Source organism: Streptomyces sp. NPDC090021 (genome assembly GCF_044748225.1).
Classification (GTDB): domain Bacteria; phylum Actinomycetota; class Actinomycetes; order Streptomycetales; family Streptomycetaceae; genus Streptomyces.
This window is the reverse complement of sequence record NZ_JBIVFO010000002.1, coordinates 217,733-231,923: the sequence shown is the minus strand read 5'-3', so window position 1 is coordinate 231,923 and position 14,191 is coordinate 217,733. Positions and strand designations below refer to the sequence as shown.

Annotated in this window: 15 protein-coding genes and 1 tRNA gene; 5 read left to right on the top strand and 11 right to left on the bottom strand. The window is 72.5% G+C overall.

The window, feature by feature from the left end:
* Positions 1 to 158 precede the first annotated feature (158 nt).
* Both ACIPXC_RS02200 and ACIPXC_RS02195 read left to right on the top strand, forming a co-directional pair.
* Entirely contained in the window at positions 159 to 929 is a 771-nt protein-coding gene (locus ACIPXC_RS02200) for a hypothetical protein (protein WP_401612493.1), read from the top strand.
* Between the two features lie 74 nt (positions 930 to 1,003).
* Positions 1,004 to 1,076: transfer RNA gene (locus tag ACIPXC_RS02195), tRNA-His, on the top strand.
* A gap of 249 nt (positions 1,077 to 1,325) precedes the next feature.
* On the opposite strand, the gene ACIPXC_RS02190 is transcribed toward ACIPXC_RS02195, so the two are convergent.
* The 5 genes from ACIPXC_RS02190 to ACIPXC_RS02170 form a co-directional block, all read right to left on the bottom strand.
* A complete protein-coding gene (locus ACIPXC_RS02190; protein WP_401612490.1) occupies positions 1,326 to 1,682 on the bottom strand; it encodes a phospholipase domain-containing protein in 357 nt (118 codons plus the stop codon).
* Positions 1,683 to 2,043: 361 nt separating this feature from the next.
* Complete coding sequence (locus ACIPXC_RS02185) at positions 2,044 to 2,655, bottom strand: GTP-binding protein (RefSeq protein WP_401612487.1); 612 nt, start codon at positions 2,653 to 2,655, stop codon at positions 2,044 to 2,046.
* Entirely contained in the window at positions 2,642 to 3,019 is a 378-nt protein-coding gene (locus ACIPXC_RS02180; protein ID WP_401612484.1) for a DUF742 domain-containing protein, read from the bottom strand. The genes ACIPXC_RS02185 and ACIPXC_RS02180 overlap by 14 nt, the downstream gene beginning before the upstream one ends.
* Complete coding sequence (locus ACIPXC_RS02175; RefSeq protein ID WP_030960438.1) at positions 3,019 to 3,438, bottom strand: roadblock/LC7 domain-containing protein; 420 nt, start codon at positions 3,436 to 3,438, stop codon at positions 3,019 to 3,021. The genes ACIPXC_RS02180 and ACIPXC_RS02175 overlap by 1 nt, the downstream gene beginning before the upstream one ends.
* On the bottom strand, positions 3,435 to 5,855 hold the full coding sequence (locus ACIPXC_RS02170; protein ID WP_401612480.1) for a nitrate- and nitrite sensing domain-containing protein: 2,421 nt from the start codon (positions 5,853 to 5,855) through the stop codon (positions 3,435 to 3,437). The genes ACIPXC_RS02175 and ACIPXC_RS02170 overlap by 4 nt, the downstream gene beginning before the upstream one ends.
* 382 nt (positions 5,856 to 6,237) lie before the next feature.
* Between ACIPXC_RS02170 and ACIPXC_RS02165 the strand changes: the two genes are divergently transcribed.
* Entirely contained in the window at positions 6,238 to 6,561 is a 324-nt protein-coding gene (locus ACIPXC_RS02165; protein ID WP_401612477.1) for a hypothetical protein, read from the top strand.
* A 153-nt stretch (positions 6,562 to 6,714) separates the two neighbouring features.
* Here the strand turns inward: ACIPXC_RS02165 and msrB are convergent, their stop codons facing one another.
* The 4 genes from msrB to ACIPXC_RS02145 form a co-directional block, all read right to left on the bottom strand.
* Positions 6,715 to 7,128, bottom strand: a complete 414-nt coding sequence (gene msrB / locus ACIPXC_RS02160) for a peptide-methionine (R)-S-oxide reductase MsrB (RefSeq protein ID WP_401612474.1) — start codon at positions 7,126 to 7,128, stop codon at positions 6,715 to 6,717.
* 23 nt (positions 7,129 to 7,151) lie between these two features.
* Positions 7,152 to 8,549 carry a UDP-N-acetylmuramate--L-alanine ligase gene (gene murC / locus ACIPXC_RS02155; protein WP_401612471.1) on the bottom strand — a complete coding sequence of 466 codons (1,398 nt, stop codon included), beginning with the start codon at positions 8,547 to 8,549 and terminating at the stop codon, positions 7,152 to 7,154.
* Positions 8,550 to 8,607: 58 nt separating this feature from the next.
* Positions 8,608 to 9,075 carry an indole-3-glycerol phosphate synthase gene (locus ACIPXC_RS02150; RefSeq protein WP_183068433.1) on the bottom strand — a complete coding sequence of 156 codons (468 nt, stop codon included), beginning with the start codon at positions 9,073 to 9,075 and terminating at the stop codon, positions 8,608 to 8,610.
* 136 nt (positions 9,076 to 9,211) lie between these two features.
* Positions 9,212 to 9,994 (bottom strand): pyrimidine reductase family protein, encoded by a 783-nt coding sequence (locus ACIPXC_RS02145; protein WP_401612468.1) that lies wholly within the window; start codon positions 9,992 to 9,994, stop codon positions 9,212 to 9,214.
* Between the two features lie 84 nt (positions 9,995 to 10,078).
* Between ACIPXC_RS02145 and zapE the strand changes: the two genes are divergently transcribed.
* Both zapE and ACIPXC_RS02135 read left to right on the top strand, forming a co-directional pair.
* Entirely contained in the window at positions 10,079 to 11,134 is a 1,056-nt protein-coding gene (gene zapE / locus ACIPXC_RS02140) for a cell division protein ZapE (protein ID WP_401612598.1), read from the top strand.
* Between the two features lie 65 nt (positions 11,135 to 11,199).
* On the top strand, positions 11,200 to 11,625 hold the full coding sequence (locus ACIPXC_RS02135; RefSeq protein WP_401612465.1) for an OsmC family protein: 426 nt from the start codon (positions 11,200 to 11,202) through the stop codon (positions 11,623 to 11,625).
* Between the two features lie 110 nt (positions 11,626 to 11,735).
* Here the strand turns inward: ACIPXC_RS02135 and ACIPXC_RS02130 are convergent, their stop codons facing one another.
* Together ACIPXC_RS02130 and ACIPXC_RS02125 are read right to left on the bottom strand one after the other, a co-directional pair.
* Positions 11,736 to 12,818 (bottom strand): amidohydrolase family protein, encoded by a 1,083-nt coding sequence (locus ACIPXC_RS02130; protein WP_401612463.1) that lies wholly within the window; start codon positions 12,816 to 12,818, stop codon positions 11,736 to 11,738.
* Between the two features lie 40 nt (positions 12,819 to 12,858).
* A complete protein-coding gene (locus ACIPXC_RS02125) occupies positions 12,859 to 14,172 on the bottom strand; it encodes a cytochrome P450 (protein WP_401612460.1) in 1,314 nt (437 codons plus the stop codon).
* Between the last annotated feature and the right edge of the window lie 19 nt (positions 14,173 to 14,191).

Below are 14,191 nucleotides of genomic sequence, written 5' to 3'. Positions count from 1 at the left end.
GTGCACGAACAATCGTTGGCGCTGAAGCGGACGGCGGCCACAGGATGATCCGCATGACCACCGCACGCACAGCTCACACGACGCACACGACTCGCACTGCAGACACGGCAGACACGGCAAGCCCGGCAGACCCGGCGTGCGCCACCGACGCCTCAAGGGTGGCGCGGATCGCCCTCGTCGGCGACCGCTCCCCGCACGTGACGTCCCACACCCGGATCCCGCTGCTCCTCGACGCCCTCGCCGCCCGCGACGGGCTCGTCCTCGACGCCTGCTGGATCCCCACCGGCGAAGCCGCGGCCGAGGCCGCCGCCGGGACCCTGTCCCGCTTCGACGCCGTGTGGGTGCTGCCGGGCAGCCCGTACGCCAGCGAGGCGGGGGCGCTGGCAGCGATCCGGGTGGCCCGCGAGGAGGGCATCCCCTTCCTCGGGACGTGCGGCGGCTTCCAGCACACGCTGCTGGAGTACGCCCGGTCGGTGTGCGGGCTGGCCGACGTCGCGCACGCCGAGAACGACCCCGGGGCGCCGGATCTGCTGATCGCCCCGCTCGCCTGCTCGCTCGTCGGCCACGAGGGCCTCGTACGGGCCGAGCCCGGGTCGCTCGCCGAGGCCGCGCTCGGCGCGGAGCGGTCGATGGAGCGCTACCACTGCACCTACGGACCGGCTCCCCGGCACCTGCCGGTGCTCACCGCGCACGGGCTGCGGCTGTCGGGGCACGACGAGGACGGGCAGGCACGCATCGCGGAGCTGCCCGGGCACCCGTTCTTCCTGGCCACGCTCTTCCAGCCGGAGCTCCACGGGGACTCGACGCGGCCCCATCCGATCATCAGGGCCTTCGCCGTGGCCGCCGTCCGGCAGGCCGCCGGCCGCCGCCGGGACGGGGCCGGGGCCAGGTTCGCCGCCGCCCTGGCCGCGAACCGGTCGGCCGGATAACGCGTCGCAGGACCGCCCCGCAGATCGGCTATGCTGTGCTTGCACATCGAACGGGCGGTCCGCCGCCCTTCGTGGTGGGTGTAGCTCAGTTGGTAGAGCACCTGGTTGTGGTCCAGGTGGCCGCGGGTTCAAGTCCCGTCACTCACCCTGATCCCCCTGGGGTACGAGGTCTCCTCGTACCCCAGGGGTTTTTCGTTGCCGCGCCGCTAGGGCCTGTTCTGGTCGCGGAGAAAGGCCTCCACTTCCGTGGCGAAGGCAACCGGTGTCTCGTGCGGCGGGTAGTGGCCCGAGCCGGCGAGGGTCACGATCCGGCAGTTCGGGTACCAGGCCCGCCCTGTGGCCTTCATCACGTCGGCGGTGAGCGCCAGGTCGTACTGGAACGGCGGCTGCTGTGCGCTACCGCAGGACCGGATCAGGCGGTCCTGATCGCGGGGGCGCAGACGCCCGGGTCTCCACGTGCCCCGCGAAGCGGCGCAGGAAGGTGGTGTCGAGGTCGGAGAGGACCTTGACGTCGTACCAGCGGCCCGTCGCGCCCAGGTCCACGGTGTGAGTGGCCGTGCCGCCCGCCGCGACGCGGAGGGTCCGGGCGGCGCCGCCGTAGGCATTGGTCACCGTGAGGTTGACCGCGGCCGTGCCGGAGTTGGTCATCGTCAGGGCCAGGTCGCCGGTGGCGGTGACGTGGCGGGCCGTGACCTCGGGGCCGCCTTCTTCGCCGGGCCCTTCCAGGCGCGCAGGAAGCCGTTGGGGCCCCACACCGTCAGGTCGATCCGGTTGCCGGTGGAGCTGCTGTTGACATCCTCCCCCAGCTAAGGCAGGGGGATTCCAACCCCTATCGGGGCTGAGGTTCACGGGCATTCGACCGCTTGCGCGGTGTTGCCCCTCCGGTACCGGAAGACTTCTTCCGGGGCCTTACGGCCTGTCCTACTGCGACGTTGACTGATGCGTTGGTGTCGGCGTTGCAGGTGAAGCCGCAGGAGGGCGGTGGACCAGCCGGCCCACCCGGTGGTCCTGGACCCGACCCCGCGCCCGCGCCCGCTCCCCCTCCGAGGGCTGGACCCCCACCGCATCCTGGCGGACCACCTGGCGGGCGGGGTGCCGGGCGGGGCCGGGGTGGTCAGCCGGGGACGGCCGTGGGGGGCTGCTCCGCACGGTCGATGAGCACGTCCAGGAGGGCGAGCAGGGACGCGCGGACGTCCGTGCGCGAGCGGGCGTCAAGCATGAGGACGGGTGTCGCGGGGTCCCGCAGGTGCAGGGCCGCCGCGATCTCCTCGGCGGTGTAGGGCTGTTCGCCGTGGAAGCAGTTCGCGCCGACGACGAAGGGCAGGCCGCGGCTCTCGAAGAAGTCGACGGCCGGGAAGCTGCGGTCGAGGCGTCGCGTGTCGACCAGCACGATCGCCCCGAGGGCGCCGGCCAGGAGGTCGTCCCACATGAACCAGAAGCGTTCCTGGCCCGGTGTGCCGAACAGGTAGAGGACGACTCCGGCGTCGGTGAGGGTGATCCGGCCGAAGTCCATCGCCACGGTGGTGAGGGTCTTGGACTCGATGCCCCCGAGGTCGTCGACGCCGACGCCCGCGGCCGTCAGCCGCTCCTCCGTCCGCAGCGGCTCGATCTCGGAGATCGTCTCCACCAGGGTGGTCTTGCCGACTCCGAATCCACCGGCGATGAGGATCTTGACCGGGTCCGGTTCGCCGGAGGCGGGCGGGGCGGGCGTGTCATATCCGCGCAAGGTTGTCCCTGATTCTCATGAGCAGGTTGACGTCGGTGGTGTCGGAGGCCGCCAGGGGCGGCCGGTGGGTGATCAGCCCGCGTTCGGCGAGTTCGCCGAGGAGCAGCGTCATCGGTGTGAGGCGGATGTGCATACGCGCCGCTATCTCCGCGACCGCCCGCCCGCCCGGCGGCGCGCACATGACGAGGATCTCCTGCCACTCGGTGGGGAGTCCTCCGTGCGCGTCACCGGCGACCGCCGCCGTGATGGTGGTGTCCATGGTCAGGACGGTGTGCGCAGCGGCCGTACGGCCGTCGGTGAGGGCGTACAGCCGCGTACGGCGGCGGCTTGCGGGCTGCGGCTGCTGCGGCTCGTCCTGCGGCATTACTGGTTCGGTACCTGGCCGCGCTCGGGGGTGCCCAGCCATTCGCCGAGGGCCTGCGCGGTACGGACGGCCTCGCCGCCGAGCTCGCCGAGGCGCGCCTTGCGGGAGGTCACCACGATGAGGGTGCTGCCCTCGCCGCAGCCGACGATGCAGAGGTACCTGTCGTCCATCTCGACGAGCTGGCGGATGACCCGGCCGCCGTCGATCTCGCGGGATATCGCCTTCATCGTGGAGGCGATACCGGAGGCGGCGGCCGCCATGCGCTCGGCCTGCGGCTGGTCCAGCAGGTAGGCGCTGAGCCGGATGCCGTCGTTGGACAGCAGCACGGCTCCCTGGATGCCGGCGATTCTGCTCAGGTTGTTGTCGAGGACGCTGTAGATCGCGTCGTTGGATGCGGCGGTGTTCGATGAGGTGGTCATGGCTGATCCCGTCGGAGCTCTTCTTCCACTGTCTGGGTCCCCTGTTCGTAGTCCGCCCAGGCGTCGGCGACCTCTTCGGGTGTCGCGGTGTCCTGGGGAACCCGTGTTTCCGGCACGCGGGGCGCGCGCAGTTGGTCGGCTATGTGGGTCTGCGGGACCCGCTCGGGAAGGGCCGGCCGCGTGGGTCCGCCGGCCGCCGGGGCCGGCCGGGCCTCGGGTACGGCGGAGGCGGCGGGCCGGGGCGTCTTCGTACGCCGGCTGGGCAGTCCGGCGCCGGTGTGCGCGACCGGCTCGGGCGCGGGGTCCGGCTCGGGCGCGGACTCCGGCTGCTGCCCGGACTCGGGCTCGGGCTCGGGCTCGGGCTCGGGCTCGGGCTGCTCTGCGGCGGCCGGCCCGGGGCCCGACGGAGCGGGCACGGCCGCAGCGGCGGCGGGCCCGGCGGCCGGGGCCGCGGGTTCGTGGCGGGCGGGCTCGCGCGGGGTCTCCTCCGCCTCGGTCGGCAGCAGCAGTCCGGCCGGCAGGACCACCACCGCGCAGGTGCCCCCGTACACGGAGCGGCGCAGGGTGACCGTGGCGCCGAGCTGGTCGGCGAGGTGGCCCACGACGAAGAGGCCGAGCCGGTGCGCGTTCTGCGCGAGCACCGAGTACGGCGGGGCCTGGTGCAGGCGCCCGTTCATCTCCTCGTACCGCTCGGGGCTCACCCGCGGCCCGCGGTCCTCGATCTCGACCGTCAGTCCGTCCGCGACGAGTTCGGCGCGGATGACCACCTTGGACTTCGGCGGGGAGAACCGGGTGGCGTTGTCGAGCAGCTCGGCCAGCAGGTGGCTGATCTGGCTGATGACGCTCGGCTCCACGCTGGTCTCGTCGAGGGCCTGCCGCTCGATGCGCCGGAAGTCCTCGACCTCGGCGGCGGCTTCGCGCAGCAGGTCGGCGACGCGCATGGGCTCGGTGTGCGGGTCGGGGACCTCGCCGCCCGCGAGGATGAGGAGGTTCTCGATCTGCCGCCGCATGCCGACCGTCAGCTGGTCGGACCGCATCAGCTGGGCGAGCAGCGCCTCGTCGTGGCCGAAGGTGTCCTGGAGGTCCTCGGTGAGGCTGAGCTGGCGGCTGACGAGGTTCCCGGTGCGCGAGGCGATGCCCGAGGCGAACAGGCCGAAGCCGTGACGCTCGGCGGCCAGCCGCCGGTGGCCGTCGACCGACACGGAGACGGCCCGGGCGAACGCGTCGCTGATGCGCCCGACCTCGTCGCGGTCGCCGCTGACGGACGGCAGCGCCCCCGGGTCCACGGTCTGACCGCGCTCCAGCCGCGCGACGACGTCGGGGAGGGTCTCCTCGGCCACGGTGACCGTGCGTTCGTGCAGTTCGCGCAGGCGCCGCAGGACGGACCGGGTGGTGAACACGACCACGACCACGACGGCCAGCAGCCCGCCGCCGCTCCCGGCTATCAGCCAGGCGACCTCGGCCTGCAGCTCCGCGGCCTTGGCCTCGCCGCGGGCGAGCACCGAGCGCGCCAGGTCGATGTTGAGGGTGGTCATCTGCACGGAGAAGTTGGCGTGCGCGGACTTCCAGGCGCCGACCTCGGCGGGCACCTTGATACCGGCGACGGTGTCCTTGTGCCCGGAGAGGACCGCGTTCTCGATGCGCGTCTTCGCCTGCCAGTCCTCGGAGCCGACGACCCGTTCGTAGAACCGCTCGTCCCGCTCCGTCAGGTGCGGGACGATCAGCGCCTCGTGGAGGTAGCGCTGGGCGCCCAGGGAGCTGACGAACTGGTCGTAGCCGACGAAGCTCAGTTCCCCCGACGGTCCGGCGAGGGCCAGGACGGTGTCCTCGCGGGCCACCATCTCGGTGGCCTGGAGCATCGAGACGACGGGGCGGCTCGCCTGGGCGAGTTCGGCGTCCTCCGCGTGGCTGAACTCCTGCTGGTAGACCTGGATGACCTTGCCGATGACATCGGAGTAGTAGGCCAGGGTGCTGTCGGCGGCGCCGCTGCGGGTGTCCGCGCGCTGGCGGTACGCGGGCAGGCGGTCGAGCTGCCGGGTCACCTCGGTGAAGGACCTCTCCGGATCGTCCGCGAGGCGGCGGAACTCGGCCGCGGCCGTGTCCGTGGCGGCGCGCCGTATGCGCAGTTCGTCCTCGGCCCCGTCGGTGCCCGCCCACTGGGCGGCGGTCGCCGTCCGCTCCTCCTGCATGTCGACCAGGAGCGTGTACAGCGGTGCGCCGACCCGCTCGGCGGCCTCCACGTCGGCCCGCAGCCGCGCCGACTGCTCCAGCAACCGTTCGGCGGTCACCGTGACTTGGGTGCCCATCGCCACGGTGGGAACCACGGCCAGCCAGATCAGGAGGGTGCGCAGGCGCACGTTGCGCCACCGACGCGTCGTCGACTGCCCTCTTACGCCTTCGGGTTCTATGGGAGACATCGGTCCTCGGGAGCGGGGGCGGCTGGGGACGTCAGGGGTGGCCGAACGGCCGGACCGGGCACGGAACTGCGGAGGGGACGGCCACAACGGGTGTGGTCGTGACGGGATGTGAGGGGCCGATCATAACCAGACAGGCGGAAGAAACGGATAGGTGTCTTCACAGGCCGAACGTGCTATCTCCGTGGGATCACCCCAGGCCAGAGACCGGATCGGAATCGAACCGCGATGTCCCCGACACCATCCCCGGCCGGTTCCGGCCGGTCGCGCCCCGGGTCGCACCGGGCAGCGGGCGGGGTGACGATGGAAGAGCGGTGCCCGCGGCCCGCCCCCCGCGGTCCGTGGCCTCCCGATTCCTCTCGATTCCTCCTGGTAAGGAAGGCTCATGAACCGGCGCACACGGCTCCTCTTCCTCGGCCCCTTGGCGGCCGCCTCGTTCGCCGCCGCCCCCGCCGCCCTCGCGACGGTCCCGCAGACCCCGCCGGCCGCCGTCCCGGCCGCGACGTGTTCGACCTCCGGGGTCCTGGAGAACGGGAAGGTGCACCTGTCCGGCGGCGGCTTCACCCCGGGCCCTGCCTACGTGTACGGGTCGGCCGGCTTCGGCGGGACGGTCGAGATCGCCCAGAACGGCGGGTTCCAGGTCATGAACGTGCCGCCGGGCCAGTACAGCGTCCGCCAGGGCGGCGAACTGACCCAGTGCAGCGGCTGAGCACGCGACCGCCCGGGCCCGTGCGGAGCCCGGATCCCTCACGGCATCCAGCGGACAGGAGTGTGGGCCCTCCCGGTCCGCTCGGGTCCGGGAGGGCCCACCGATGTCCTGGGCGGCCCCGGCCGGTCGGGGCGGCCCGACGCGTCCTGAGGGTCAGCCCGCGTCCGCGGCGGGGGTCAGGCGCAGCGAGATGCTGTTGATGCAGTAGCGCTGGTCCGTGGGCGTCGGGTAGCCCTCGCCCTCGAAGACGTGGCCGAGGTGGGATCCGCACTTCGCGCAGCGGACCTCGGTGCGGACCATGCCGTGCGAGGTGTCGGCGAGCAGCTCGACGGCGTCGGTGTCCTTCGGGTCGAAGAAGGACGGCCAGCCGCAGTGCGACTCGAACTTCTCCGAGGAGCGGAACAGCTCGGCCCCGCAGCCGCGGCAGGAGTAGACGCCCTCCGTCTTGGTGTCGGTGTACTCACCGCGGAAGGCCGGCTCGGTGCCGGCGAGGCGCAGCACCTGGTATTCGGACGGGGTCAGCTCCGCCTGCCACTGCTCGTCCGTCTTCTCGACCTCGTACGACATGACTCTTCCGCTCCCTCGTTCCGTCAGCTCGACAGGCGGGCGAGGATGGCCGGACCGAGGTCCGTGACGTCGCCCGCGCCCATGGTGAGAACGAGATCACCGGGCTTGGCCATTCCCGCGATGACGTCGGCGACGGCCTCCTTGTCGTGCTCGGCGGTGACGTCCGCGCCCTCGGCCCGGGCGGCCGCGATGATGATCTCGCTGGTGACGCCGGGGACCGGGTCCTCGCGGGCGGGGTAGATGTCCAGGACGACGGAGGCGTCGGCGAGGGCGAGGGCCTGGCCCATCTCCTTGCCCAGTTCCTGGGTGCGGGAGAAGAGGTGCGGCTGGAAGACGACCAGGATGCGGGAGTCCGCGGCGGCTCCGCGGATGGCCTCCAGGTCGGCGTTCATCTCGGTGGGGTGGTGCGCGTAGGAGTCGATGACCTGCACGCCGGCGGCCTCGCCCTTGAGCTGGAGGCGGCGCTTGACGCCGGTGTACTTGCCGAGCGCGGAGGCCAGGTTGTGCGCGGGGATGCCGAGGGCCACGCCCGCGGCGAGCGCGGCGACGGCGTTGTGCGCGTAGTGGCGGCCGGGGACGGAGACGGTGAAGGTGAGCATCCGGCCGTCCAGGACCACGGTGACCTCGCTGGTCAGACCACGCGGGGTGATCTTGGTGATCCGGAGGTCGGCGTCCTCCTCCTCGCCGTAGGTGACGACGGTGAGGTCCTCGCGGTCCGCGACGCGGCGGGCGATCTCGGCGGCGCCCTCCTGGCCGTGGGCGACGACCAGGGTGCCACCGGGCACGATCCTGCCGACGAAGGTCTCGAAGGATTCGTGGATCTCGTCGATCGACGCGTAGTTCGCGTGGTGGTCGAGTTCCGCGTTGAGGATGATCGCGACCTGCGGGGTGTACTTGTGGAAGGAACGGTCGCTCTCGTCGGCCTCGGCCACGAAGATGTCGCCCTCGCCGTGGTGGGCGTTGGAGCCCGGGGCGTCGAGGTCGCCGCCGATGGCGTAGGAGGGGTCCAGGCCCAGGGCCGAGAGGGAGACCGCCAGCATCGAGGTGGTGGTGGTCTTGCCGTGGGTGCCGGCGACGGCGATCGGACGCAGTCCGTCCATCAGGGCGGCGAGGGCGTCGGAGCGGTGCACGACGGGGATGCCGAGCTCGGCGGCGCGGGCCAGCTCGGGGTTGTCGGCGCGGATGGCGCTGGAGACGACCACGCAGGTGGAGTCGGCGGCGAGGTGGCCGGCCGCGTGCCCGCCGTGGACCGTGACGCCGTGGGCGCGCAGCGCCCCGGCGGTCTCGGAGTCGCCGCGGGCGTCGCTGCCGGCGACCTTCCCCCCGCGCTGGGCCAGGATCTTCGCGATGCCGGACATGCCGGCGCCGCCGATGCCGATGAAGTGGGGCCGTTCCATGGCGGTCGGCAGGCCGGGCTTCATTCAGGTCGCTCCAGGATCGAGTGCGGTGCTTGTGTGCGTCGGGCGCTGGGGCCCAAGCCTATTCGTTGTGGGCGAAGAGCTTGAGCACGGGAACGCCGACCTTGTGGCGCGCCCGTGAGGCCCAGTCCCGGTGGAAGAACTCCTCCACGAAGTGCGGCGAGGTCAGGACGATCACCTCGTCGGCGCCGGTCTCGTCCACGACGGACTGCAGCTTGTCGAGCGGGTGCTTCTCGATGATCTGCCCGACGGCCTTGGCACCCTTCTGGCGCAGGGCGTTCAGGGAGTGCGCGAGGGCGTGTGCGGCGGGGCCGAGCGCGTCCTCGCCCTCGGGTTCGTCGCCCTCGCGGATGGCCTCGGGAAGCTCACCGAGCGCCACGTCGTCGATGGCGCGCAGCAGCCGGTCCTGGTCGCCCCGGGGCTGCATGAGGACGACGAAGGAGACCGGGTCGTCTCCGTGGAGGCTGGTGACGAAGTCCACGTCCACCGTGGTCAGCGGCTGCTCGATCATCAATACGCTCGTGAACACGGACGCCCTCTCCTTCATGGGCCCGAGGCCGGTCGGCCGGCCCCTGCGGAAACCATCCTGCCCCGCTGTCACACGGGGCCTGCGCAGGTATATGTGCCCAGCGGAAGCAAAGCGGAACGAGAAATTCCGCCCCTTGTCAGATCCGACGGTAGCTCGTGAACAGGAACCCGGCCTCCTCCAGTACGCAGGCGGGCGCGAGCCGGTGCGGAACCGTGACGGACGGCCCTCCGGCGATGCGCTGGGCGCCGCCCGCCGTGAGTGTCGGGGAGATCGTCAGGCACAGCTCGTCCAGCACGTCGGCGGCCACGAACTGGCCCAGCAGCCGGGGCCCGCCCTCGGTGAGCTGGCGGCGCAGCCCCCGCCCGGCGAGCTCCCGTACGGCCCGGGCCGCGTCGACGGAGGCTCCGTCGCCGGCCACCACCACCTCGGCCCCGGCCGCCTCGGCCTCGGCCACCCGGCCGGAGGGCGCGGCGGCGCCGGTGACCACCAGGGTCGGCACCAGCGGGGAGGTGAACAGGGGCAGCGAGAAGTCCAGGTCCATGCTCGCCGTGATCACGGCGATGGCGGGGGCCGGGCCCTGTCCGGCGGCCGCGCGGCGGGCCGCGAAGGCCTCCCGGGCGCGGGCCGGGCGGTAACCCTCCTGGCGAACCGTTTCAGCGCCGACCACGACCACGTCGGCCAGAGCGCGCAGGGTACCGAAGATCCGCATGTCGGTCGCGCCGGAGATGGGCTGGGAGCGGCCGTCGTGCTGGGCGGCGCCGTCCAGGGTGGAGACCATGTTGGCCCGCAGCCAGTGGCCGTCCGCCGCGAGGGCCGGGTAGGCGTAGGCGTCCGCGAGCTCGTCGAGCGACCACTCCCGGTCCGCCCCGTCCTGGCTCCGGGCTGCTGTCTGATCGGTCACAGGGAACAGGCGTCGCATCGGTGCAGTGTGCCACGCCCCGTAGAGTTAAGCGCTGTGCCGACATCACTCTCCACCTCCGGTTCCCCCTCCGGCCGGCCCCCGATAGCCGACGCCGGGCCGCAGGCCCTGTGCGCGCGCGAGCCGCGGGTTCCCGCCGAACGGCTGGTGGCCGAGATGGTGCCGCCGCCGCGGTTCGACTCCGTCCGCTTCGACACGTACAACCCCGACCCGGCCCAGCCGAGCCAGGCCGAGGCGGTCACCGTGCTGAGCGGCTTCGCCGCGGGCCTCGGCGGGGCGCACGCGAGCGGCGCCGGGAAGAAGCGCTGGTTCTCGAAGAAGCCCGCGGCCCCCGCCGCGCCGCGCGGGGTCTATCTCGACGGCGGCTACGGCGTCGGCAAGACCCACCTGCTCGCCTCCCTGTGGCACGCCACCCCGGCCGAGCCCGCGCTCAAGGCCTTCGGCACCTTCGTCGAGCTCACGAACCTGGTGGGCGCGCTCGGCTTCCAGCAGACCGTGCAGACCCTGGGCGGGCACCGGCTGCTGTGCATCGACGAGTTCGAGCTGGACGACCCGGGCGACACCGTGCTGGTGTCCTCGCTGCTCAGCCGCCTCGTGGAGCAGGGTGTGGCGCTGGCCGCCACCTCCAACACGCTGCCCGGCAAGCTCGGCGAGGGCCGCTTCGCCGCCGCGGACTTCCTGCGCGAGATCCAGGGCCTGTCGGCGCACTTCCGGCCGCTGCGGATCGACGGCCAGGACTACCGCCACCGCGGCCTGCCGGAGGCCCCGGCGCCGTTCTCCGACGAGCAGGTCGCCAAGGCCGCGTACGCGACCGAGGGCGCGAGCCTGGACGACTTCCCCGGGCTGCTGGAGCACCTGGCCCGGGTCCACCCGAGCCGCTACGGCGCGCTGACCGACGGGATCACCGCGGTCTGCCTGACCGACGTCGGCCCGGTGCCGGACCAGTCCACCGCGCTGCGGCTGGTGGTCCTGGCCGACCGGCTGTACGACCGCGAGGTCCCGGTCCTGGCCTCCGGCGTCCCCTTCGACAGGCTGTTCAGTGAGGAGATGCTGAACGGCGGTTATCGGAAGAAGTACTTCCGCGCCATATCGCGGCTCACCGCGCTGGCGCGCGACGCGAAACCCCTGGTGTCCCAGTAGGTTTGGGAACGCCGGGCCCCCTTTCGGGCGCCCGGCCGTTTCCCCACCTCTGCGAAGGGATCACCATGGCCACCACGCGTCACGCGCACACCGTCTGGGAAGGCGACCTGCTGAAGGGCAAGGGTGTCGTCAGCCTCGACTCCTCGGGCATCGGTTCGTACGACGTCTCCTGGCCCGCCCGCTCCGAGGCCGCGAACGGCAAGACCAGCCCGGAAGAGCTGATCGCCGCCGCCCACTCCAGCTGCTTCTCGATGGCGCTGTCCCACGGCCTCGCGGGCGCGGGCACCCCGCCCGCCCGCCTGGAGACCAAGGCCGACGTCACCTTCCAGCCCGGCGAGGGCATCACCGGCATCCACCTCACCGTCGAGGGTGAGGTCCCCGGCCTGGACAACGACGCCTTTGTCGCCGCCGCCGAGGACGCGAAGAAGAACTGCCCGGTGAGCCAGGCCCTGACCGGCACGACGATCACCCTGAGCGCCAAGCTCGCCTGATCACGGCCGCGGGGGTACGGGCCGCGCCGTGCGGCCCGTACCCCCGCAGCCCGTACCACCGCGGCCCGTACCCCCGCGGCTCAGGCCCCCGCAGCCCGTACCACCGCGGCTCAGGCCGTCGCGAGCTGCGGGATCAGGCGCAGGGCGTTGCCGTGGTAGATCCCCCGCAGCTGCTCCGGAGTGAAGGCCGGGTCCGCGTCGAGAGCGGGCAGCGCCAGGTCCATGACCGTGTCGGCGGGGGCGGCGGGCCAGTCCGTGCCGAAGAGGACGTGGTCGGCGGGCACGTGCTCCAGCAGGGTCGCGGCGGGCGCCATGGGACCCGCGGTGTCGTAGTAGAAGCGGCTCAGGTGGTCGCGGACGGCGGCCGGCTCCACGCTCGGCTCACAGAACCGCCCCAGGGCCTGCAGGCGCGTGGCGATGTACGGCAGGAAGCCGCCGGCGTGCGGCAGGACCACGGAGATGTCCGGGAAGCGGTCCAGGGTCCGCCTGCTGATCATGTTCACGGCGGCCCGGGTGGTGTCCAGCAGGAAGTCGCAGACGAAGTTCGGGATGCCGGGGACCGCCGACGCGCCCGGCGCGCAGCCCGGGAGGTTGTGCGGGTGGGTGTCGACCACCGCGGAACGCTCGTTCAGCTCGTGGAAGAGCCGGTCGTAGGCGGGGTCCCCGAGGTACACGCCCCCGTAGTTCGCGGTCACGTTGACGCCGACGGCGCCGAGCTGTCCGAGCCCGCGGCGCACGGCCCAGGACGACGCCTCCTCGTCGTCCAGGAAGAGCGGCACGTAGTACGAGAACCTGCCCGGGTGCGAGGCGGCCACCTCGATCATCGAGCGCAGCGTGATGTTGATCGCCTCGCGCAGTTGCGCCGACGACCGGTAGCGGGCCGGCAGCATCGGCTTGAGGACCGCGGTGGTGATACCCGCGTCGTCCATGAAGCGGATCGCCGCCTCGGTGTCGAGGCGGGTCCACGGGGGCAACTGCCCGGGCGCGACGAGCCCTTGGTGCACGGCCCACTCGCGCCACTCCGGGGCGCAGAAGTGATGGTGCATGTCGATCTTCGAGTGGACCGTGCCCGCCGTGTCCCGGACCGGCGCGGAGGGGCCCCGGGCGATCCGGACGACCTCGCTGGTGCCCACCGCGGCGATGCGCAGTTCGTCCGCCGGGGTCCCCAGCAGGCGCAGTGCGGGTGTACTCACGGAATCCGTCATGTCAATCCACCGCTCATCGGCTCTGGGGTCACTTTCCGGAGGCCACGGCGGCCAGGGTCGGCTCGCCCGGGTCCCCGTCCGGGCGCGAGGGCTCCAGGACGAGCCGGAGGTGCTCCAGCCCCCGGAAGGCCGCCACCGGTCCCTTGAGCCACGCGCCGCGGGTCTCCTCCAGGTCCACGGGCCGCATCTGCGGGAACTCCCGCAGCAGGCAGCCGAGCGCGATCTCGAGTTCGAGCCGTGCCAGGGGCGCGCCCAGGCAGTAGTGGGTGCCGTGGCCGAAGCCCAGGTGGGTGCCCTGGAGGCCCTCGCGCGTCACGTCCAGGTCGTCGGGCGCGTCGAACCGCTCCGGGTCCCGGTTGGCCGCGGAGATCGCGATCTGCACCAGTGAGCCCTTGGGGATCACCGTGTCGCGGATCCGGGCCTCCTCGGCCGCGTACCGGAAGGTCGACGTCTCCACCGAGCCCTCGAAGCGCAGCATTTCCTCGACCGCCCCCGGGATGAGCCGGGGGTCCTCGCGGAGCCTGGCCGCCTGCTCGGGGTGGAGCAGCAGGTTGAGGACGGAGTTCCCGATCTGGTAGGCGGTGGTCTTGTGGCCGGCGAAGAACAAGACCCACAGCGATGCGACCAGTTCGGGGTCGTCCAGCTGTTCCTCCGCCCGGACCAGGTCGCCGAGGAAGGTGTCCGACGGATGGTCCCGGGTGTCCTGGATGAGCCGCTCCAGCCGGTGCTGGAGCCGCTCCTCGGCCGCCTTCAGCTCCACCCTGCGGCTGGGGTCGAACCGGGAGCGGGTGACGACCGCGAACTGCTCCAGGATCTCCGGGCGGTCCTCCTGCTCGATGCCCATCAGCTCGCACAGGACCGCGACGGGCAGCGGGAACGCGAACGAGGCCATCAGGTCGACCGTGCCGGCCCTGCGGCACTCGCCGAGGATCGTCTCCGCGATCTCGGTGATCCTCGGACGCATCTGCTCCACCCGCCGGGGGGTGAAGGCGCTCCGCAGGATGCGGCGCAGCCGGGTGTGCCGCGGCGGGTCCGAGAAGAGCACGTTGTCGTCGAGCGCGTCGAAGAAGCTGCCGTACACCGCGTGGTAGGTGTCGATGGCGCCGCGCATGTCCTTGCTGAACCGGGGGTCCGACAGGGCGTCGCGGGCGTCGTCGTGGCGGGTGATCAGATAGGTGTCGATCCCGTGCGGAGGGGTCAGCCGGCACACCGGTTCCCGCTCGCGCAGGGCCGCGTACAGGGGGTGGGGGCACTGCCGGTACTCCGGCGCGCCCCGGGAGACGGCCGAGACGATGTCCCGCAGTCCTCCGTCGCCGTTCGGTGCCGCATCCCGCTGCGCCATGTTCCGCACCCTCCGTCGC

What these genes read in the sequence shown, in the direction of transcription:
- ACIPXC_RS02175 (WP_030960438.1), bottom strand. Translation starts at nt 3,438, where the DNA reads ATGACCACCTCATCGAACACCGCCGCATCCAACGACGCGATCTACAGC.
- ACIPXC_RS02170 (WP_401612480.1), bottom strand. Translation starts at nt 5,855, where the DNA reads ATGTCTCCCATAGAACCCGAAGGCGTAAGAGGGCAGTCGACGACGCGT.
- ACIPXC_RS02165 (WP_401612477.1), top strand. Translation starts at nt 6,238, where the DNA reads ATGAACCGGCGCACACGGCTCCTCTTCCTCGGCCCCTTGGCGGCCGCC.
- ACIPXC_RS02180 (WP_401612484.1), bottom strand. Translation starts at nt 3,019, where the DNA reads ATGCCGCAGGACGAGCCGCAGCAGCCGCAGCCCGCAAGCCGCCGCCGT.
- ACIPXC_RS02135 (WP_401612465.1), top strand. Translation starts at nt 11,200, where the DNA reads ATGGCCACCACGCGTCACGCGCACACCGTCTGGGAAGGCGACCTGCTG.
- msrB (WP_401612474.1), bottom strand. Translation starts at nt 7,128, where the DNA reads ATGTCGTACGAGGTCGAGAAGACGGACGAGCAGTGGCAGGCGGAGCTG.
- ACIPXC_RS02125 (WP_401612460.1), bottom strand. Translation starts at nt 14,172, where the DNA reads ATGGCGCAGCGGGATGCGGCACCGAACGGCGACGGAGGACTGCGGGAC.
- ACIPXC_RS02145 (WP_401612468.1), bottom strand. Translation starts at nt 9,994, where the DNA reads ATGCGACGCCTGTTCCCTGTGACCGATCAGACAGCAGCCCGGAGCCAG.
- murC (WP_401612471.1), bottom strand. Translation starts at nt 8,549, where the DNA reads ATGAAGCCCGGCCTGCCGACCGCCATGGAACGGCCCCACTTCATCGGC.